The sequence below is a fragment of the Halobaculum sp. D14 genome (assembly GCF_051195135.1).
Lineage (GTDB): Archaea > Halobacteriota > Halobacteria > Halobacteriales > Haloferacaceae > JBNTKA01.
The window spans coordinates 683,246-703,585 of the sequence record NZ_JBNTKA010000001.1 but is presented as its reverse complement, the minus strand read 5'-3'; the positions used below and the strand labels follow the sequence as shown (position 1 = coordinate 703,585).

General features: G+C 70.0%; 20 protein-coding genes and 1 pseudogene. 10 read left to right on the top strand and 11 right to left on the bottom strand.

The window, feature by feature from the left end; all coding sequences use genetic code 11:
• Positions 1-89 precede the first annotated feature (89 nt).
• Positions 90-1,232, bottom strand: coding sequence for a BMP family lipoprotein (locus tag ACQUST_RS03520; RefSeq protein ID WP_435124987.1), 1,143 nt, complete (start codon positions 1,230-1,232; stop codon positions 90-92).
• 72 nt (positions 1,233-1,304) lie between these two features.
• Positions 1,305-2,672: a phosphomannomutase gene (locus ACQUST_RS03515; protein ID WP_435124984.1), complete on the bottom strand. Its 1,368-nt coding sequence runs from the start codon at positions 2,670-2,672 to the stop codon at positions 1,305-1,307.
• 406 nt (positions 2,673-3,078) lie between these two features.
• Here ACQUST_RS03515 and ACQUST_RS03510 point away from each other — a divergent pair, with 406 nt between their 5' ends.
• On the top strand, positions 3,079-3,408 hold the full coding sequence (locus ACQUST_RS03510; RefSeq protein WP_435124982.1) for an acylphosphatase: 330 nt from the start codon (positions 3,079-3,081) through the stop codon (positions 3,406-3,408).
• 69 nt (positions 3,409-3,477) lie between these two features.
• Here ACQUST_RS03510 and ACQUST_RS03505 read toward each other — a convergent pair whose 3' ends face one another.
• The 3 genes from ACQUST_RS03505 to ACQUST_RS03495 form a co-directional block, all read right to left on the bottom strand.
• Entirely contained in the window at positions 3,478-4,191 is a 714-nt protein-coding gene (locus ACQUST_RS03505) for a DICT sensory domain-containing protein (protein WP_435124980.1), read from the bottom strand.
• A gap of 97 nt (positions 4,192-4,288) precedes the next feature.
• Positions 4,289-4,699 (bottom strand): hypothetical protein, encoded by a 411-nt coding sequence (locus tag ACQUST_RS03500; protein WP_435124977.1) that lies wholly within the window; start codon positions 4,697-4,699, stop codon positions 4,289-4,291.
• A gap of 80 nt (positions 4,700-4,779) precedes the next feature.
• Positions 4,780-5,382: a hypothetical protein gene (locus ACQUST_RS03495; protein ID WP_435124975.1), complete on the bottom strand. Its 603-nt coding sequence runs from the start codon at positions 5,380-5,382 to the stop codon at positions 4,780-4,782.
• A 175-nt stretch (positions 5,383-5,557) separates the two neighbouring features.
• Here ACQUST_RS03495 and ACQUST_RS03490 point away from each other — a divergent pair, with 175 nt between their 5' ends.
• From ACQUST_RS03490 to ACQUST_RS03475, 4 genes are all read left to right on the top strand, one after another.
• Positions 5,558-6,007, top strand: a complete 450-nt coding sequence (locus ACQUST_RS03490; protein WP_435124973.1) for a DoxX family protein — start codon at positions 5,558-5,560, stop codon at positions 6,005-6,007.
• Positions 6,008-6,154: 147 nt separating this feature from the next.
• Positions 6,155-7,336, top strand: a complete 1,182-nt coding sequence (locus tag ACQUST_RS03485; RefSeq protein WP_435124970.1) for a cation:proton antiporter — start codon at positions 6,155-6,157, stop codon at positions 7,334-7,336.
• Positions 7,337-7,598: 262 nt separating this feature from the next.
• Complete coding sequence (locus ACQUST_RS03480; RefSeq protein ID WP_435124967.1) at positions 7,599-8,687, top strand: ATP-NAD kinase family protein; 1,089 nt, start codon at positions 7,599-7,601, stop codon at positions 8,685-8,687.
• 195 nt (positions 8,688-8,882) lie between these two features.
• Complete coding sequence (locus tag ACQUST_RS03475; RefSeq protein WP_435124965.1) at positions 8,883-9,917, top strand: PhoU domain-containing protein; 1,035 nt, start codon at positions 8,883-8,885, stop codon at positions 9,915-9,917.
• A gap of 83 nt (positions 9,918-10,000) precedes the next feature.
• Here the strand turns inward: ACQUST_RS03475 and ACQUST_RS03470 are convergent, their stop codons facing one another.
• Together ACQUST_RS03470 and ACQUST_RS03465 are read right to left on the bottom strand one after the other, a co-directional pair.
• On the bottom strand, positions 10,001-10,372 hold the full coding sequence (locus ACQUST_RS03470) for a DUF7528 family protein (RefSeq protein ID WP_435126101.1): 372 nt from the start codon (positions 10,370-10,372) through the stop codon (positions 10,001-10,003).
• 159 nt (positions 10,373-10,531) lie between these two features.
• Entirely contained in the window at positions 10,532-11,734 is a 1,203-nt protein-coding gene (locus ACQUST_RS03465; protein ID WP_435124962.1) for an LEA type 2 family protein, read from the bottom strand.
• A gap of 245 nt (positions 11,735-11,979) precedes the next feature.
• Between ACQUST_RS03465 and ACQUST_RS03460 the strand changes: the two genes are divergently transcribed.
• From ACQUST_RS03460 to ACQUST_RS03445, 4 genes are all read left to right on the top strand, one after another.
• Positions 11,980-12,165, top strand: coding sequence for a DUF7525 family protein (locus ACQUST_RS03460; RefSeq protein WP_435124960.1), 186 nt, complete (start codon positions 11,980-11,982; stop codon positions 12,163-12,165).
• Positions 12,166-12,305: 140 nt separating this feature from the next.
• Positions 12,306-12,530, top strand: coding sequence for a DUF7123 family protein (locus ACQUST_RS03455; protein ID WP_435124958.1), 225 nt, complete (start codon positions 12,306-12,308; stop codon positions 12,528-12,530).
• Positions 12,531-12,585: 55 nt separating this feature from the next.
• Entirely contained in the window at positions 12,586-13,011 is a 426-nt protein-coding gene (locus ACQUST_RS03450; RefSeq protein ID WP_435124957.1) for a CoxG family protein, read from the top strand.
• Positions 13,008-13,820, top strand: a complete 813-nt coding sequence (locus ACQUST_RS03445; RefSeq protein ID WP_435124955.1) for a carbon-nitrogen family hydrolase — start codon at positions 13,008-13,010, stop codon at positions 13,818-13,820. The genes ACQUST_RS03450 and ACQUST_RS03445 overlap by 4 nt, the downstream gene beginning before the upstream one ends.
• A 23-nt stretch (positions 13,821-13,843) precedes the next feature.
• Here the strand turns inward: ACQUST_RS03445 and ACQUST_RS03440 are convergent, their stop codons facing one another.
• The 4 genes and pseudogenes from ACQUST_RS03440 to ACQUST_RS03425 form a co-directional block, all read right to left on the bottom strand.
• Entirely contained in the window at positions 13,844-14,083 is a 240-nt protein-coding gene (locus ACQUST_RS03440) for a hypothetical protein (protein ID WP_435124953.1), read from the bottom strand.
• A 407-nt stretch (positions 14,084-14,490) separates the two neighbouring features.
• Entirely contained in the window at positions 14,491-15,597 is a 1,107-nt protein-coding gene (gfo6, locus tag ACQUST_RS03435; RefSeq protein WP_435124950.1) for a D-xylose 1-dehydrogenase Gfo6, read from the bottom strand.
• A gap of 471 nt (positions 15,598-16,068) precedes the next feature.
• On the bottom strand, positions 16,069-17,601 hold the full coding sequence (locus ACQUST_RS03430) for an aldehyde dehydrogenase family protein (protein WP_435124947.1): 1,533 nt from the start codon (positions 17,599-17,601) through the stop codon (positions 16,069-16,071).
• Between the two features lie 356 nt (positions 17,602-17,957).
• Positions 17,958-18,761: pseudogene (locus ACQUST_RS03425) on the bottom strand (RIO1 family regulatory kinase/ATPase domain-containing protein); the annotation flags it as partial.
• Between the two features lie 348 nt (positions 18,762-19,109).
• Here ACQUST_RS03425 and ACQUST_RS03420 point away from each other — a divergent pair.
• On the top strand, positions 19,110-20,249 hold the full coding sequence (locus ACQUST_RS03420; protein ID WP_435124945.1) for an acyl-CoA dehydrogenase family protein: 1,140 nt from the start codon (positions 19,110-19,112) through the stop codon (positions 20,247-20,249).
• Positions 20,250-20,340: the final 91 nt, after the last annotated feature.

Sequence of the window (20,340 nt, the reverse complement as noted above, 5' to 3'; positions counted from 1 at the left end):
GTTTCAGCGCGCCGCGCCGCCGGCGCGACGGCTCGCCGGGGAAGAAAACGTGAGAAGCGTCGGCGGCGGCGCGGCGCCGTGGCTCCGGCTCAGCCGGAGACCTGGTTCGGGTTCGTCGGGACGCTGATTTCGCCGTCGATGATGGCCTGCATCGACGCCTCGATTTCGGACTTCACGGACGAGGAGATGTCGGCGCCGAGCTGCTGACCGTAGACGATTGCGACGCCCTCGTCGGCGAGACCGAGGCTGACCGAGGTGCCGCCCTCGAAGTTCCCGTTCACCTGCGCTTTCACGGCGTTGTAGACGGCGGTGTCGACGCGCTTCACCATCGACGCGAGGATGACGTCGGCGTAGTCCGGCTTCGTCTTCGACTGGTCGCGGTCGACGCCGATGGCGAACCGGCCCTTCTCCTGGGCCGCCTGGAAGACGCCGGTGCCGGTGTTCCCGGCCGCGTGGAAGACGATGTCGGCGCCGGAGTTGTACATCGCGAGCGCCGCCTCCTTCCCCGCCGACGGGTCGTTGAACGAGCCCACGTAGCTCGTCGCGACGTCGACGTTGGAGTTCGCGTACTTCACGCCGGCCTTGTAGCCCGCCTCGAACTTCTGGATGAGCGAGGACTTCACGCCGCCGACGAAGCCGACGTTCGTGGAGTCGGACTCCGTCGAGCCGCTGCCCGCCGAGAACGACTGCGTCGTCAGGATGCCGGCGAGCTGCCCGACGAGGAACGAGCCTTCGTGTTCGGCGAACGTGTACGACCGGACGTTCGGCTCGTCGACGACGGAGTCGACGATCATGAAGTCCTGGTCCGGGTAGTCGGGCGCCGTCTTCGAGAGCGAGTCGGCCTGCAGGAAGCCGATGCAGCTCACGAGGTCGTAGTTCGGGTTCGTGGACTGGGCGTACTGCTGCTGGTACTGCGCGAACTGCGACACCGAGTCGGGCTGGGACTCGTCGTAGCTGACGTCGAACTCCTGCGCCGCCTGCTGAATCCCGGTCTGCGCCTGGTCGTTGAACGACCCGTCGCCGAGGCCGCCGGTCGCGTACACCATGCCGACGTTGACCGTGGCGGAGCCGCCCGCGGAGCCGCCGTCGGACGTCGTGGTGGTGCTGGTGCCGTCGTCGCTGGTCTCGGTCGGCGTGGATTCGTCCGGGCCGCCCGAACAGCCGGCCAGGCCCGCGAGCCCCGCCGCTCCGGTGCCTTTGATGAACGTGCGCCGATTGAAGTTCCGGTCCATGCTGGTACTCCCGACGCAAACGCGGTTAAAATCGTCGGCTTTCGACGTTCCCGACTCCAGACACGTCCAGCGTCAGCCGGACGTTTCGCCGGAAACCGCGGATTCGACGACCGAGACGACGTCGTCGACGAGCGCGTCGACGTCGTCGCTCTCGGCGTACACGCGGACGTACGGCTCGGTGCCGGACGGGCGGACCAGCGTCCACGAGTCGTCCGGGAACGACAGCCGGACGCCGTAGTCGGTGTTCACGGACGCCTCGGGGAACGCCTCGGGGAGCGCCTCGTCGAGCCGCTCCATCACCGCCGCTTTCGCGTCGTCCGGGCAGTCGACGCTCACCTTCCGGTACGGGCGCTCCGTCACCGGCTCGCGGAGGCCGTCGAGCCCCTCGGCGGCGACGAGCCGCGTCAGCACCGCTGCGGACGCGACGCCGTCTATCCAGCCGCCGAACCGGGTGTGCACGTGCTTCCACGGCTCCGCCGCGAACACGACGTCGCCGCCGCCGTCTCGGGCCGACGCGATGCCGTCGTGGAGGTAGCCGAGCGCGACGCGCTCGACGCGGCCGCCGGCGGCAGCGACCTGCTCGTCGATGCGGCCGGACGCGTTCGGCGTCGTCACCACCACCGGGTCCGCCGCGTCGCTGACGCGGACGTAGTGCGCAGCCAGGACGGCGAGCACGGTGTCCTCGTGGACGACGTCGCCGTCGGCGTCGACGACGACGATGCGGTCGGCGTCGCCGTCGTGGCCGATGCCGAAGTCGGCCGCGCCCTCGCGGACGAACTCGCGGAGGTCCGTCAGCGACTCCGGCGTCGGCTTCGACTCGCGGCCCGGGAAGTGGCCGTCGACGTTCGCGTTCAGCGTCACGACGTCCGCGCCGAGTTCGCGGAGCACCTGCGGCGTCGCCACCGACGCCATCCCGTTGCCGCAGTCGACGGCCACGCGGAGGTCGTCCGGCGACGAGCCGAACGCCGCGGCGTACGCCGCGACGGCGTCGCGGTAGGCGTCGAGCGCGTCAGCCGCCTCGACGTCGCCCCACTCGTCCCACGCCGCCGGCGGCGTCCCGGCGGCGACGCGTCGATCGACGTCGGTCTCGGCGGTCTCCGCGTACTCGACGCCGTCCACGAACAGCTTGATGCCGTTGTCCGTCGGGGGGTTGTGCGACGCCGTGAGCATCACGCCGCGCCGGCCCCGGGAGGCGTACGCGAGCCCCGGCGTCGGGAGCTGGCCGAGCCGAACCACGTCGGCGCCGGCGGATTCGAGGCCGGCCTCGACGGCCGCCGCGAGCGCCGGCCCCGTCACGCGGCCGTCCCGCGCCACGACGAACTCTCGGTCGCCCGCCTCCCGCGCTGCCGCGCCGACCGCGCGCGCCACGTCCAGCGCCAACTCCGGCGTGACGCGGCTCTCCACGCTCCCCCGGATACCGGCGGTGCCGAACAGATCCATACCGGTTCCTCCACCGCGACGCCCAAGACTCCCTCGGTCCCGCGCGGCCCGAAACGCCCGGTGGTCCACGGAACCGATTGCGTCGTCAGCGCACCCGAGCGAACGGAACATGCGTCGCCGTCGCGGAACGGCTCACCCGGCCTCGCGGACGGTTCATCCGACGTCGCAGACGATTCCCCCCGCCGAACGGCCGAACGTTCAAATCGGAGGACGCGGGCAGGACCGCCGTGACGTGACGTTCGCCCGAGGGCGCACGCGGTTGTGCGGCGGGACGCTCTCGGGAAACACAGCCCCGCGAGACGCCCTCGCCGCCTGTCCGCTACTTAAATCACCGACGGTCGCCGGGTCCGAGGCGAGCGACTGCAGTGACCGTCGGGTTTTCCCTGCGCCGGACGAACCGTCAGGTATGAGCAGCCGCGACGACGACAGCGATGCCGCCAGCGACGACGGAGAGAGCGACGCCGACCGGGTCCGCGCACACGTGAACGTGTCCGGGAAAGTCCAGGGCGTCTTCTACCGCGCGAACACGAGGGACACGGCCCGCGAACACGGCGTCGACGGCTGGGTGAAGAACCTCGACGACGGCCGCGTCGAAGCCGTCTTCGAAGGGCCGCGTTCGGACGTCGAGACGATGATCGAGTGGTGTCACACGGGAAGTCCGGCCGCGTCCGTCTCCGACGTCGACGTCGAGTACGGCGAGCCGACCGGCGTCACCGGTTTCGAAGTGCGGCGGTAACCAAACCGTCCGCGAGCGACGCGTCTCGCGCGGCCCGCACGCACAGAAACCGCACGCGGCGGCGAGGTGCTACGCGGCGGTGAGGTACCGCTCGTGGAGGTGTTCGAGCGCGTCGCGAATCAGCAGGGAGTCGTACGTCCAGAACCCCGAGAACCGCCGGTCCTCCCCCGGGCACTCCTCGGCGAGCAGCGCGCAGGCGTTCGACAGGTCACCGCCGCCGTCGAACACCACGAACCAGACCTCGCGAAGTTCGGCCGTGTCCGCCTCGTGCACGCTGACGCCATCGATGTCAGCCGCCTCGTCTGACACCGCGCAGTAGACGTGGATGTCGAGCGGCTTCTTCGCGAGCGTCTCGTAGACGTCGGCCTGCCGCGAGAGCGCCGTCGCGGTCTGGAAGCCGGCGTGAAGTTGCCCGCTGCCGACGCGCCACGCGCGGTCCTCGATCTCGCGGGACGCCGCCACCATCTGGTCGATGCTGTACGACGAGAACGTCGTGTCGTCGAGGTGTTCCAGCAGCGGGGAGAACGGCCGTGGTTCGCCGACGCCGGCGGTCGCGTCGCCGTCGAGCCGGTCGAGGTCGACCGCGGTGAGAACGTCGCCGGCGTCGTCCGAGAGCACCGCGTAGCCCGAGAGGTCGCTGTCCGTGCTGCCGACGACGACGTCGACCTGCTGGGAGGCGAAGTAGTCGCGCAGGTCGTCGACGACCGCCGAGGAGTCGGGGTCGAACACCGTCAGCCGCTTCTCGCGGCTCTCCATGTCGCGGATGACGTCCCGGAGTGCCATCGTCTTCGACCGGTGAACTTCGCCGGGGCGTATTAAGCGCACGGTCGGGTCAGGCCGGGTCGGGACCGACCGGTTCGGCCACGGTCAGGACCGACGGCTACAGCGTGTTCGTGAACATGACGTCGTACCGGGAGCCGCGGAGGTACTGCTCGAGCGTCCCGTCGCAGACGACGCCGGAGGAGAACGTTCGCTCCGGGCCGAACGCGATGACGTGTCCGGTGGGCGGCACCTCCCGCGTGTACAGCACGGCGAGGCCGACGTCGCCGGCGTCGACGGTCGCGTGCAGCCACGACAGCGCGACGAGCGCGTAGTCCTCACAGTCGCCGCGACCGGACCGGATGACCTGCTCGACCGGCCGAACCGTGTTCTTCAGCCCGTTCCAGTCGTCCGGGTCGTACTCGTACGTCTCCGTCGACCAGCGCAGAAAGTCGAACGAGCCCCAGTCGACGGAGCGGTCGATGAACGAACTCGGCGCCGTGAGGAACGCAGGTGCGAGTCGGAGAGCCATGCGCGACGGGACGGCCGACAGGGGCAAGGTTCGGCACGATTCGTGACGCACCGCCGGAGTCCACGAATCTCCGGCGGGCGTCAGCGGCCGTACCGGTCGTCGTCGGCCGTCGGCTCCTCGTCGTGCACCCAGTGTGTGGAGCCGAGTTTCCCTCGCACCACCGCTTCGCCCTCCTCCGGACTGTAGCCGCGTCCGCGGAAGTGTTCGAGCGCCGTCGCCGGGTTGATGGCCGAGTATTCGCGGTGGGCGAACACGCGGGTCTGTCCGTCGGCTTCCGCGGGGAACAGCACGACGTGGGTCTGGTGGGTCGCGAGCAGGCCGTCCCGATAGACCCACGACCCGAGTTCGGCAGTGCCGTCGGGAAGCGTCTTGTACGCCGCGAGCGGGTTCCGGCGGAACCCGGCCTGCCACAGGAGCCGTTCGGCTTTCTCCGGGGGGACGGAGAGCGTCCCGGCGTACTCTCGTTCGCCGAGCGTGTACGCGGCGTAGCCGACGCCGAGCCGACGCGCCAGGTCGTCGAGCGGCGGCAGCACCGTCTTCCTGACCCGCTCCCACACCTCGGCGAGCGGCCCTCGCTTCCGGAGTTTCAGCCGATAGTAGCTCAGCGCCAGCCCGGCGAGCGCCACGACGGGCGCCGCAGACCGAATCGGGTGGGACCGTATCTGCGTGACGAACTCGAACATCTGGAGACCTGCGTCGACGTACGCCCCGATTCGTGTAAATAGTTCGAGACGTTGTGGCGAGATGGACTATCTCACGAGACCGACCGTACCGTCAGTCTGGAGTAACACCGGTGTCACCCGGTAACCGTGGTGTCGGCAAACAGATAAGTGAGTGACTCGTGTAGGTCAGGGGGCGATGGAACTTACAACACTCCTTCAGGGTGCATCGGCGTTCACGGGCGCAGGCGCAGGCGTCGCGTTCCTGCTCGGCCGAGTCCTCTTCGGACTCGTCGTCGCGTACATGGGTCTCGGGCACTTCCAGGCGCTCGACAACTACGCCGGCTACGCCGAGGCGAAGGGCGTCCCGGCTCCCCGTCTCAGCGCCGCCTTCTCCGGCGGGATGCTCGCGTTCGGCGGACTGGGCATCGTCCTCGGCGTCCTGCCGGTGCTGGCGTCCGGGGCCGTGGCGCTGTTCATGCTCGTCTCCGCCGTCATGATTCACGACTTCTGGGCCGTCCCCGACGACCAGAAGCAGGACCAGATGACGCAGTTCCAGAAGAACGTCATCATCCTCGGCGCGGCGCTCGTGTTCCTCTCGCTCGCGAACACGACGTGGCCGTACGCGCTCAACATCAGCGTCCTGTAATCGGCGCAGAACCCCCACAACTCAGTTTCTTCGACGGCCGACCGGACAGCGGCGGCGCCGTCTCTCGCCGCCGGGGTCCGGCGGGGCGTCCGCGACTCCGTGGAATCACTCGCCCATTAGGAGCGCTCAGCCGTCAGGCGGACCCGTATGGGACTCGCCTTCGGCTTCGTCACGGCGCTGCTGTTGGTGTACGGGACGAGCTACGCGCTCGGCTTCCTCGAACGGTTCGACGTCCCCGTGCTGGTCGCCGAAATCCTCGCCGGAATCCTGTTCGGCTCCGTCCTCGGCGTGGTCGGCCCGGGGATGCACGGCTACCACTTCCTCGTCAGCCTCGCGTCGTTCGGGCTGCTGCTCATCATGTTCGAGGCCGGCGTCGAACTCGACACGGAGCCGCTCCGGCAGCGCCCCCGACAGGTCGCCGTTCTCGGGCTCCTGACGTTCGTGCTGCCGTTCCTCGGCGGCGCCGGCTTCGCGCTCGCGATGGGGCTCGGACACTTCGCCGGCTTCCTCGTCGGCGTCACCGTCTCCACGACCTCGCTGGGGCTCGTCTACCCGCTGCTGGAGGACTTCGGCTACATCTCGACCGACCGCGGCCAGCTCATCCTCGCTGTCGCCGTCCTCAACGACATCCTCTCGGTCGTCGCGCTCGCGTACGGTATCACGCTGACGTCGGAGACCCCGGTCGTCGGTTCCGTCGCCGTGAGCGTCGCGCTCGCCGCGTTTCTCGTCGTGATTCCGCGGTACCTCGTCGGGCCGCTCAAGCGCGCCCTCCCGGATTCACTCGGCGCGTCCCCGACGAAGGTCGGCGTGCTGTTCGCCGTCGCCGTCGCGTGGCTGATGGAGGCGGTCGGGGTCCACGCCGTGCTCGGCGGCTTCTTCGCCGGGTTCCTCATCGGCGAACTCACCGACGAGCGCCACGCCGTCGAGGCGGAGATGCGGCCCGTCGTCAGCCTCGTCGCGCCGGTGTTCTTCTTCTTCGTCGGGATGCGCGCGAACGTCCCGCCGCTCACCGACGTCGACGCCGTGCTGCTGCTCGCGGCCGTCGTCGCGCTCGGCGTCGGGCTGAAAGTCGTCGGCGCGGCCGTCGGCGGCGCGCTCACCGGGACGGACCGCCGGACCACGGCGCTGCTCGCCGCGGCGGTTCCCGGCCGACTCTCCATCTCCGTCGCCGCCGCCGAAATCGGGCGGCGACGCGGCCTCATCGCCGACCCGCTGTACGACGCCTTCATCGTCCTCTCGGTCGTGTCCGTCTTCGTCGCCGCCGTCGCCTTCAGGTTCGTCGCCCGCGACCACCACCCAGAGTCCGGCGCAAACGCCGCCGCGCAGTAGCCCGGCGCCGACCGCGTCGACAGATTTCACGGCCGCCGGCCTCGCCGACCCGTCACCGCGGCTTCTGTGGCGGCACACGGCGGCCGTGGCACCAGCGGTGGCGCGCGGCGGCCGTGCTGTGTCACGGCCGCGGACGCGCGAGGGGCGGCGGCGCGGCCGAGCGCAGCGAGGGAGCGCCGGAGCCGGCTGGGGAGGGCGAGGCCGCGGCGACGGCCCGCCGGCATCGGCGGCCTTTTTCCGGCTGCCCGCCCCGGGTACCGACATGCGAATCGGGTTTCTGCTCAACCCCGTCGCCGGGATGGGCGGCCGCGTCGGCCTCAAAGGCACCGACGACAAGGTCGCCGAAGCCCGCGCCCGCGGCGCCGAGCCGCGCGCCCCCGACCGCGCCCGCCGCGCGCTCGACGCGCTCGCCGACCACGCCCCCGACGCCGACCTGCTCACCTGGGGCGAACCGATGGGCGCCGCGGTCGCGCGCGCCGCCGGCTTCGACCCGGTCGTCCTCGGAACTCCCGACGACAGCGGCGACGACACCGGCGCCGCCATCGACACGGACGCCGACGACACCCGCCGCGCCGTCACCGCGTTCGTCGACGCCGACGTCGACCTCGTGCTGTTCGTCGGCGGCGACGGCACCGCCGCTGACGTCGCCGACGCGCTCGACGGCACCGACACGCCGATGCTCGGCGTCCCCGCCGGCGTGAAAGTGTACTCGTCGGTGTTCGCCGTCTCGCCCGAAGACGCCGCCGTCGTCGCCGCGACGTTCGACCGGACCGAGCGCCGCGAAGTGCTCGACATCGACGAAGACCGGTACCGCGAGGGCGACGTCCACCCGGAGCTCCGCGCCGTCGCGTCCGTCCCCGTCGCCGAACAGCTCCAGTCGTCGAAACAGACCGCGAGCGGCACCGTCGAGTCGCTCGCCGAAGGCGTCGCCGCCGAAATCCGGTCGCGGCCCGAAACCACGTGGGTGCTCGGCCCCGGGTCGACCGTCGGCGCCGTCAAGGACGAACTCGGCGTCGACGGCACCGCCATCGGCGTCGACGTCTACCGCGGCGGCGACCTCCTCGTCGCCGACGCCACCGAACAGGAAATCCTGGACGCGCTCGGCGACGACAACGTCATCGTCGTCTCCCCCATCGGCGGACAGGGCTTCGTGTTCGGCCGCGGCAACCCGCAGCTCTCCCCGGCCGTGATTCGCCGCTGCGACGTCGAAGTCGTCGCCTCCCGCGCGAAACTCGACGACATCCGGACGCTCCGCGTCGACACCGACGACCCGGAACTCGACGAGCGGCTCCGCGGCTGGGTGAAAGTCAGAGTCGGCAAGTTCGAGCGCCGCATGATGAAAATCGTCTGACCCGCCGCGAACCGACCGCGCCACACTCTCCTCTCCTCTCCTCTCCTCTCCTCGTCCCTTCCGCGCTGCTCGTTTCCCCTCCCAGCTCCTCCGCTCGACCAGAACCGACCGAATCCGGCGTGGTAACTCCACCCACTAAACGTGTATTATGGGAACGGAGACAAGGTTAAGGTCATATGGACACATCCCTCCGATATGGTCGAGACTCGGAAAGTTCAGCGGTTGGGGCCGTCCACGCTGGCCATGACGCTGCCGGCTGAGTGGGCGAAAGAACACGACGTGGAGAAGGGCGACGAGGTGTCCCTCCGGATGGGCGGCAAGGGGACGCTCACGGTGCTGCCGGAGTCCGCGAGCCGCGAAGACGCCGAGGCGACGCTGCACGCCGACAACCTCGACGCCGACGCGCTCGAACGCGCCATCCTCGCCCAGTACGTCCTCGGGCGGCGCGTCATCAACATCACCACCGAGGAGGGCGCGCTCGACTCCGACCACATCAACGCCGTCTACAAGGCCGAGACGCAACTGATGGGGCTCGGCGTCATTGAGGAAACCCCGGAGAACATCGCCATCCGGTGCTCGGTCGACCCCGAGGACTTCACGCTCGACAACCTCCTCAAGCGGCTCGAAAACACCGGGTCGACGATGCGCGGCGAGGCCGTGAAGGCGCTCGCACACGGCAATGCCGACCTCGCCCAGCGCGCGCTGAACCGCGAGCGGCAGGCGAACAAGATCTTCGTGCTGCTGCTCCGGCTCATCTTCACCGCCTACCAGAACCCGAACCTGGCGCGCGCCGTCGGCCTCGACTCCGGGTTCCCGCTCATCGGCTACCGCTCCATCGCGAAGAACCTCGAACTCATCGCGGACAACGCCGAGGACATCGGCGAAATCGCGCTGGAAGCCGACGACAACACGCTCGACATCGACGACTCGACGATGCGCCGCATCCGCGATTTCACCGACCAGGTCGACGAGGTCACCGAGATGGCCGTCGACGCCGCGGTGCAGCGCGACTACTCGCTCACCATCGAGGTGAAGTTCCTGTTCCGCGAACTGAAAGACCGCGAACGCGACATCCTCAACGACCTCCCCGAGATGGAGAACCAGCAGCTCCTCCAGATACGCGAAGTGCTCGTGAGCCTCCAGGAGACGGCGCAGTACGCGATGCGTATCGCCGAAGTCGCCGCGAACCTCGCGCTGAACGAGGAGAACGAACACGTCTCCATCGAGTAACACACGACCGCTGAATCGAGAGCCGCCGAACGCGGGCGGATTCGGCCGAAATCGGCCGAGACCGTCCGAGCTCTGTCCCTCGCCTACTCCTCCGCTTCCTCCGCGTCGGACTCCGACGCGGTTTTCCGCGCCGTCAACGGATTCCGGCGGTGAATCGAGCAGTCGAACGCGGGGTGCTCGGCGAAGTGCCGGACGAGCATGTGTCGCCGGGAGCCGGTGATTCCGGTCCGGCCGATTTCGTCGGCGGTGAACTCCGACGGGAGCCGGTCGTACAGCCGGCGGAGCTCCTCGAAGGAGTCGAACACCTTCGCGTTGCCGGCGGAGTCGGCGGCCTTCCGGGAGACGACGTAGCTGCCGTCCGCGCGGTACTCGCCGACGGTCCGGAAGAACTCCCGGCGCTCCGTGAGGGCGTCGCCGAGCGCCTGTTGCAGGTCGGCGGCGGCGTCCCTGCTCAGTTCGCAGGCGTCGCCGTCGATGTCGACCAGAATCGTGTCACCGTCGGTGTCGGTCGAGACAGTCACGTTACCGTCCGAGAACTCGACCAGGAGCAGAGATACTCCGAGGCATACCTCACCGTGACACCGCGGTCGCTAAAGCGTTGTCGGCGTCCGCGACTACTGCAGACCCGATCGGTCGACCGTGAACAATCCGTCGTCCGTGGTCGTCGTCCCGCCGCTCGGCGTCGCGGTGCCGCCCGGCGTCTCGGTCGGCGCCGGCGTCGGAGTCGGCGTCGTCCCCGGCGTCGCGGTGTCGCCGCCGCCGGCCGTCCCGGCCGGCGTGTCCGTTCCCGCACCGGCCGGCGTCGCAGTCGCGGTTCCGTCGCCGCCGGACCCGGCCGCCGCCGACCCGGACGTCCCGGTCGCCGACTCGTTCTTCGTCCCGAACATGTCAGTCTCGACTGTCCGGGTGACGTCGGTGAGGTCGATGCGCTGCTCGCCGGCGCCGGCCGCCGACAGGTCGAACACGAGATAGAAGCTGACCCGGAGCTGCGTCACCTGGTTCCGCTGCAGGTGGGACACCCACCACTCGTCGAGTTTCTGCGTGTCGATGACGGTGGTCGCCGGGACAGCCACGGTCTCACCGGGCGGAATCGTCGTGGGTTCGCCCGCCTCGCCGCCGCCCATCGAGATGTTGTTCATCGTGATGTTGTAGCCGACCGTCGACAGCGTCACGGGGTACGACTTCGGGTTGTACAGGTGCAGCGTCATCTCGACCTCGGTCGTGTCGTTGTCGACCGTCCCCCACTGCGCCTCCGTCCGGTTCAGGTACAACACCGGGTCGGACACCAGCGGACTGCTCGCGTTCAGCGGCCGCGTCTCCGACGACCGGAACGCCGAGATGATGCTGGTGTTGACGTCGCGCGTGATCTGCGGGCTGAACGACCGGCCGAGCAGCGACGAGTGCACCGACGCGTCCACCTGCAGCGTCGTGTGCTCGCCGTTTCGGACGTGGCTCACCCACCACGCCGGAATCTTCGAGTTGTTCATCCGGGTGCGGAACGGCACCGAGAAGTTCCCCTGTTCGACCGCGAGCCCGGACTTGCTCCCGCTCGCCATCCGGATGCCGTTCAGCGAGACGGCGTAGTCGGCGGAGACGCCGCCGAGCCGAACCCCGACCGGATTCGGGTTGTTCACGACGAGGGTGCTCCGGATGACGGTGTGCTCCTCCGAGACGTCGCCGAACCGGTTCTGGACGCCGACGACGCTCGGCGCGCCGACGACGCCGAGGAGGTACGCGCCGCCCACGGCGCCGACGAGCAGCACGGCGACCGCGGCGACGACTTTGACGGTTCTCGCGAGCCCGCGTATCCCAGCCATTGGGGGACGGTCGGCACGGCGGCAGTTAAGTCTGACAACCTCGGTCGGCGGCCGGCCGGCTCCCGTCCGACAGACGCGGTGTCGGCCGGTGGGGGCGCCTGCCCCGGGGCGCCCGCACCAGGGCGCCTGCCCCGGGTTGTCTCCCCCCGGGTCGCCTGCCCAAGGTCGCTCGCCCGGGCGGGGCGCGTCGCTCGCGCGGTTGGCGGTTTCGGAAGAACTACGTGCGTACCGGCGAACCGTCGCGTATGGCCACGGACACCGTTTCGACCGACAAGAGCGTCGGGCTGGCGCTCGTGTTCGGCGCCGCGGCGACGGTCGGCGCCGGCATGATGCTCGCCGGCGCGACCCAGGAACTGAAAGCGTGGGGCTTCGCGCTCGCGATGGTCGCCGCCGTGCTGGCGGTCACCGCGATTCACGTCTACGACACCTGAGCCGCGCCCGCACGCCTCCGGCCGCGCCGACGCCGACCCGCCGCACGACGCGGCGTCGACGTCGACCTGCAGGAGTGTCACAGCGGCGCTCGAACGCGTAAAGCGTTAAGCCACAGGGAACCAAATTTACTGTAGAAGCGATGACGGACTACACAGACGAGGAGAAACGAATCGTCGCGTACCTCCGCGACAGCGTCTCCCGCGGGGAGGAGTACTTCCGCGCGAAGAACATCGCCGAGGCCATCGGGCTGTCGGCGAAGCAGGTCGGCAGTCGGCTGCCGCGGCTCGCCGAGAAGTCCGAGGAGGTCGACATCGAAAAGTGGGGGCGCGCCCGGTCGACGACGTGGCGCGTCGAACTCCCCTGAACTCGTCCGTGAACCCCCCGCTTTTTTCGCCGGCGGTTCGTATTCGGGTGCAGTAATGACCGTGCGGGTGAGCCGGGAACTCGTCGTCGACGCGTCGCCGGAGGACGTCTGGGCGTTCATCGCCGACCCCGCCGAACGAGCCGGCGCGATCAGCGTCGTCGACAGCTACGACCTCCACGGCGACGGCGCCGCGACGTGGCACGTCGAGATTCCGGTGCCGATGGTCCGGTCCACGATCGCCGTCGAGACCGAGGAGGTGGAGCGCGACCCGCCGCGGCACGTCAAGTTCGTCGGCCGGTCGAAGGCGTTCCGCGTCACCGGCGAGCACACCGTCGAGCCGACGGACGACGGCCGGACGCGGCTCCGAAACGAGTTCGTCATCGACGGGTCGCTCCCCGGCGTCGAGCGCTTTTTCGAGCGGAACTTCGAGGCGGAGTTCGACAACCTGAAAGCGGCGCTCGAGGAGGCGCTCGACGCGTGAAACTCGCGCTCGCCCAGCTCGACGTCGAGGCGGCGCGGCCGGCGGCGAACCGCGAGCGCGCCGTCGACGCCGTGGAGGCGGCCGCCGACCGCGGCGCGGACCTCGTCGCGCTCCCGGAGCTGTGGAACGTCGGCTACTTCGCGTTCGACGCGTACAGCCGGCAGGCCGAGCCGCTCGGCGGCCCGACGCTCACCGAACTCCGGGACGTCGCCGCCGACAACGACGTGGCGCTGCTCGCCGGCAGCGTCGTCGAGGACCTCGAAGCGTCCGCCGACGCCGGCGAAGCCGTCCCGGCCGACGAGGGGCTGGCGAACACCGCGGTGCTGTTCGACGCGTCGGGCGACCGCCGACTCGTCTACCGGAAACACCACCTGTTCGGCTACGACTCCGCGGAGACGGAGTTACTCACCGCCGGCGAGACGCTGCAGACCGCCGACGTCTGCGGGTTCACGGTCGGCGTGACGACGTGTTACGACCTCCGGTTCCCCGAGCTGTACCGGCGGCTCGCCGACGCCGGCGTGACGCTCACGCTCGTGCCGAGCGCGTGGCCGTATCCGCGCGTGGAGCACTTCGAGACGCTGCCGCGCGCCCGCGCCGTCGAGAACCTCGGATACGTCGCGACGGTGAACGGCGCCGGCGAACAGGGCGACGCCGAACTGGTCGGCCGGTCCACCGTCTACGACCCGTGGGGGACGACGCTCGCCTCGGCGGCCGACGACCCGACGCTCGTCACCGCCGACGTCGACCCGGGCCGCGTCGACGACGTCCGTGACGACTTCCCGGCGCTCCGCGACCGACGCGACGACTGAGAGAAGCGGCAGCGACGACGCGGCTACTCGACGTGGTGGACGTAGATGGTGCGTCGGTCACCGAGGAGATGCGGGAGCCGCTCGCGCTCGTCGGGCGCGAGGTCGAGGTGTGCGAGCGGGACTTCTTCGACGGCGACCAGCCGGGCGCCGTCGCCGAGGACGTCGCCCGGGTCGCCGAGCCGGTTCGGGTCGACGACGCGGCGCGGCTCTTCGAGTAGTTCGTCCGCACCGCCGAGCAGGGCCTCCGCGCGCACCTGCGGCATGGCCGAATGGTTCGGTCGGGGCGGTATAGATGTTGCGTCGGCGGTAGGGGTTGCAGGTCCGGCGGGACGGGCCGGCCGGCCCGCCGAGGTCGGCGGCCGAACCGGGCTGTCGCAGGGGGTCGGAGAGGCGGCGGTGGGGCGGCAGTAGGTCGGTTCCGGGTGGCCAGTGCCGGGCGGCCGGTGCCGGAGGGTTTATCACGCAGACCGCACTAGCAACTGGTGCCGACGAACCGACGCTTTTCTCGTCGTGAGTCGGCGAAATCAACTCCGCGCCACCACGCCGCCACCGCGCATCGTCCGCCCCACGATCAGGGGTCCATCGTGGCCGGACACTGCGCATCCGCCTCCCGCCTCCGCCACACCTTTCGCCTCTCGCTTTCGGAGCCCGGCGAGCAGCGGCCGTCTCCTCAGAGTTCGACGGTACGCCCGGTCTCGTCCGACTCGTAGACGCCGGCCATCGTCCGCATGTCGACGAGGCCGTCCGCCCCGTCGGGTTCGACGGCCGCGCCCGTCAGCACCGCGTGAGCGAAGTAGTCGAACTCCTCGCGCGCGTCGTCGACGCCGACGCCCGAGAATTCGACGTGGCCGTCGGCGGTGTCGAGTTCGACCTCGCGGGCCGCGTTCGGCTGGTAGGCGGACCGGACCGTGAGCCGGCCGTCCGAGCCGTGAATCGACAGGTGGGCGTGCTGCCGCCCGGAGTACGACGCCGCGAAGTGGCCGACCGCGTCGCCGAAGTCGACCGTGAAGTCGACGTGTTCGTCGACGTCCGCGAAGGCGTCCCCGGACGACCGCGTCGACCCGGACACCGCGACCGGGTCGTCGTCGAGCAGGAACCGCGCCGTGTTCAACGGGTAGACGCCGACGTCGTACAGCGCGCCGCCGCCGGCGAGTTCGTCGTCGAGGCGCCACTGGTCCGGGCCGCTGTCGCCGCCGAGCAGCGAGAAGGAGAACTCGCCGAACGCCCGGACCGGGTCGCCGATGCCGCCGGCGCGCACGAACTCGCGGAGCCGCCGCGTCACCGGGTCGGTCTGGACGCGGTAGGCGGTCATGAGCGTCACGCCGGCGGCGTCGCACGCCTCGACCAGCCGTTCGGCGCGGTCGACGGTGGCTTCGAGCGGCTTCTCGCAGATGACGTGCTTGCCGTGTGCCGCCGCAGTCTCCACCTGCGGGAGGTGGAGCCGGTTCGGCGTCGCGACGTAGACGGCGTCGTACTCGTCGGTCGCGGCGCCGTCGCCGTACTCGTCGTAGCCGATGGCGGTGACGCCGTGCTCGTCGGCGAGGCGCCGTCGCTTGTCGGCGTCGCCGCTGACGACGACCGTCGGCTCCGCGTAGTCGGCGGCCTGCATCGCGGGAAGCGACACCGTTCGGGCGTAGCCGCCGCAGCCGACGAGCGCCAACCGGACCGTCCCGGTCGGCTGCGTCGACCCCGCGGTTCGGTGCGGTTCGCCGGCGGTCGCGGCCTCGGCGTCCTCCCAGTCGCGCCGTGCGGCGTCGTCGAAGAAGTCGTCGAGCATGCACCGAACTGCGCGTGTCGCCGTGAAAACACCGGCGGCTCGGCGAGAATCAACCGCGAAAATCGGGGCGCTACGTTGAAGTTACGGTGCCGTGCTCCTCCGTGTACCGCGGCCCGAACCGTCTCATTGCGGGGCACCCCTCCGCACCGGGACGGCGCCCCACAGGGCGCTGCCCCCGAACCCACTCCGGGTCCGAACCGGTCCGTGCCGCGGATTCCGGGGCTCCCCACGCCCCGACGCGAACCTGGGTCGGCCCCGCGAGGGTGGCCGGACCGGCCGCCCACCGCGGCGTTGCCGGGCTTCACTCCCGCTCCCACTCCCGCCCGGCGCGCCGACTCACGGTTCTGCACGAACGCGACGTCTTCCTCCCGACCGACCGAAAAACAGCGGCAGCGACGGAGACGGACCGCCGGCAGCGACGACGACAAAACCGGCCGCCGGCGACGACGGAGCCGAACTCTCGTCTCGGAGCTACTCGTCTCGGGTCTTGATGTCGGCGGAGAGCCCCTGCGCCATCTCGATCTCCTTCGAGTTGTTCAGCGTCCACGCCGTCCGCTCGGTCACCGCCTCGATGACCTCCCGCGCCGACGGGTAGCCGTTCCCGGACTTCTTCACGCCGCCGAACGGCAGCTGCACCTCCGCGCCGATGCACGGCAGATTCCCGTACGCCAGTCCGACCTCCGCGTTGTCGCGGTAGTAGTTGATCTCGCGGTAGTCCTCCGAGATGATGGCGCCCGCCAGCCCGTAGTCCGTGTCGTTGTGAATCTCGACCGCGTCCTCGATGTCCCCCGAGTACTCCATGAGCGCCACGTGCGGCCCGAACACCTCCTCTTGGGTGCACCGCAGGTCCGCGTCGGGGTCCGCCTCGTAGACGAACGGGCCGACCCAGTTGCCGTCCTCGTGGCCGTCCGGAATCTCCGACGGGTCGAGTTCTTCTCGGTCCACGAGCACGTTCACGCCCTCGTCTTTCGCCAACTGGTTGTACTCGGACACCTTCTGCTGGTGCTCGGGCTCGATGAGCGGCCCCATGAACGTGTCTTCGTCCAGCGGGTCGCCGACCGCAACCGACTCGGCGACGTCGACGAACCGCTGTTTGAACTCGTCGTAGACCTCCTCGTGGACGATGAGTCGCTCGGAAGAGACGCAGCGCTGCCCCGTGGTCTTGAAACTCGACATCACCGCCGAGTGGACGGCGACGTCGAGGTCCGCCTCGGCCGTGACGACGATGCCGTTCTTCCCGCCCATCTCGCAGGCGGCGAGCTTCCCGGGTTCGCCGCCGACCTTCGAGGCGATCTCGTGGCCGACCTCCGCCGACCCGGTGAACAGCACCGTGTCCACGCGGTCGTCCTCGACGACGGCGTTGCCGGCGTCGCCGTACCCCTGGACGAGGTTGAACACGCCGTCCGGGATGCCGCTGTCGTCGAACATCTCCGCGAGAATCTGCGCGCACCACGGCGTCTGTTCGGCCGGCTTGAACACGACCGTGTTCCCCTCGACGAGCGCGACGGCCATGTGCCAGAACGGGATGGCGACCGGGAAGTTCCACGGCGTGATACAGCCGACGACGCCGCGCGGCTTCCGCCGCATGTACGCGTCCTTGCTCGGAATCTCCGACGGCACCACGTCGCCCTTCGGGTGCCGGGCGTCGCCGGCGGCCCACTCCACCATGTGCCACGCCTCGGTGACGTCCGCTCGCCCCTCGCTGATCTCCTTGCCGCACTCTTTCGTCACGATTTCGCCGAGCTCGTCGTGCCGCTCTTTCAGCTCGTGGTAGATGTCCCAGAGGTACTCCGCGCGGTCGATGTGGCTGAGCTCCCGCCACTCCTCGAAGGCGTCGTCGGCCGCCGCGACCGCCCGGTCGACGTCCGCCTCCGTGCCGCGCCGGAACTCCCCGAGCACGTCCCCCGTCGCCGGGTTCACGCTCTCGAACGTCTCCGCGCCTGCGCCGTCGACCCACTCGCCGTCGATGTAGTGTTGGAACACTCCGTCGGAGCCTGAACTCATGGGCAAAACTTGCGCTGCGGAGGTGAAATAGATGCGGGAAACGCGGCCGGTCGGACCGCGCCGCGACCCCGAGTGGTTTCGCAGCACCCGCTGGACGTCGGCGTGTCATCGGCCCGACACCGACGGACCGACGATGGTGTGGCCTCCGGCGGCGCGGCGCGCCTTCGTCAGCTGTCATCGCCCGCGGTCGGCCGGGAACCGTCGTCGGAGTCGGCGTTCCGACGCTCGTCGGCGACGTCGTCGTCGCGGTTGGGTGCTGCATCGCCGCTGCCCTCGTCGGTAGTTCCGTCCACGAAGCCGTCCGCGGGGGTCGCTGCGGCGGCAGCGTCCGCGGCGTCTGCGGCGTCTTCGTCGGCGGCGGCGCGGCGCTCGATTTCGCCTTTGAGTCCGGGCGCATCGAAGTCGTGGTCGGGGCGGATGGCGACGAAGTCGAGGTAGTCGCGCGCGGCGAGTACGTCCCCGGTCGGGTAGGCGGTGAGCGCGGCGTCGACGGCGTCGCGGACGCCGATGAGCGGCGCGAGCGCGGCCAGCCCGCACGCGAGGTCGTACAGTCGGGCGCCCTCCTGGCCGTCGGCGCGGACGTTCGTGGCGTCGATGAAGTAGAGGTCGCCGTCGAGAATCAGGACGTTCTCGGCGCGGAGGTCGCCGTGGGCGAGCCCGTGTTCGTGCATCGTCGCGAGCGCGTCGAACATCGCCGGCGCCAGCGTCCGCTCGCGGTCCGCGTCCAGTTCGTCGAGCGGCCGGAACGCCGGCAGGTACTCCAAGACCAGGACGCCGAGGCCGTCGATTTCGAGCGCCTCGACCGGCTCCGGGGCGTTCAGGCCGATGGCGCGCATCCGCTCGGTCGCCTCCAGTTCGTGTTCCGCCATCTGGTACGGCGTCCCGAAGTGCTCGAAAAAGCCCTCCGTGCCGGAGGTGAACGCGCCGATGTTCCGGCCCGTGGTGAACAGCGCGTGCACCAGCGAGTTCTGTTTCGTGATGACCTTCACGAAGTACTCCTCGTCGCCGGCGCGGAGGACGAACGGGGTCGACAGCCAGTTGTCGGCGTCGAGAAACCGGACGTGCGCGTCGCCGCGGCCGTACCGCTCTCCGAGGTCGCTGACGACGGCTTCGAGCCGCGGCCAGTCGACGCTGCCGCGGACCAGTCGGCGAAGCTCCACTACCGAGAAATTCGGGCCGTACCGCATTAAATCGTCGCCCGGGCGTCGGGGTACTGTTCAGAGAAGAGCGAGTACACGAGAATCGACGGTGAGACGCCCTCGAAAGCCCCCGCCGTCTCGACTCCCGGGACTCGCTGCGGTCCTCGGACTCCGTCCTGCGGTCCTTGCTTCGTCCGGGTTCGTCGAGACGGCGGCCCCTTTCAACCCCACCCGACGGAGATTTTCCGGCCGGTTATCGCTTCTCTGAACACTGCCGCTGCGGTCTCGTGGCGACGAGGATTCACGGCGACGGGGATTCGCGGGGGACACTCCGCGCCCTTTATCATGGATGTTCCGCAAGTTTTGCCCATGGAGTTCGACCTCCCCGCGGAGCACCGGATGGTTCGGGACCAGGTCCGGGAGTTCTGCGAGGCGGAAATCGCGCCGATCGCGCAGGACGTCGAGGACGACCACCGGTTCCCGGCGGAGATATTCGACCAGCTCGCCGACCTCGACATGCTCGGGGTCCCCGTCTCGGAGGAGTACGGCGGGCTCGGCGGCGACCAGCTCATGTACGCGCTCGTCACCGAGGAACTCGGCCGGGTGTCGGGCGGCATCGGGCTGTCGTACGCCGCGCACGTGTCGCTCGGCTCGAAGCCCATCGAGCTGTTCGGGACGGACGAGCAGAAGGAGACGTGGCTCCGGCCGCTCGCTGAGGGCGACGGGATGGGCGCGTGGGCGCTCACCGAACCCGGCTCCGGCTCGGACGCCTCGAACATGGAGACGACCGCCGAGCGCGACGGCGACGAGTGGGTCATCAACGGAACGAAGCAGTTCATCACGAACGCGTCGGTCGCGAACTCGGTGCTGGTGAAAGCCGTCACGGACCCGGAGGCGGGCTACGACGGCATCTCGACGTTCATCATCGACCCGGACGACGACGGCTTCGAGGTGACGACGGTGTGGGACAAGATGGGGCTGAACTGCTCGCCGACCTGCGAGATTCAGTTCGACGACGTCCGCGTCCCGGAGAGCCGGCTGCTCGGCGAGGAGGGCGACGGCTGGACGCAGACGATGAAGACGCTCGACGGCGGCCGCGTCTCCATCGCGGCGCTGTCGACCGGGCTGGCGCAGGGCGCCTTCGAGGCCGCCAGGGAGTACGCCGGCGACCGCGAGCAGTTCGGCCAGCCGATCTCGAAGTTCGACGCCATCCGCGACAAACTGGTCGACATGCACCGGAAGACCGAGCGCGCCCGGCTGCTCACGCACCGCGCCGCCGCGAAGTACGACGCCGGCGACTCGGTCACCCGCGAGTCGGCGCTGGCGAAACTCGACGCCTCCGAGGCGGCCCGCGAGGTCGCGGAGGACGCCGTGCAGGTGCTCGGCGGCTACGGCTACACCACCGACTTCGCGCCCCAGCGGTTCTACCGCGACGCGAAGCTGATGGAGATCGGCGAGGGGACCAGCGAGATTCAGCACGTCGTCATCGGCCGGGAACTCGGGCTGTAAGCCGCCGGCCGCGTCGGCGCCGGCGCGCCGCGGCCGCCGACGCCGCGGTCCGGTATCTCGGCTGATAATTTTGGAGGTGCGTTTATACCCG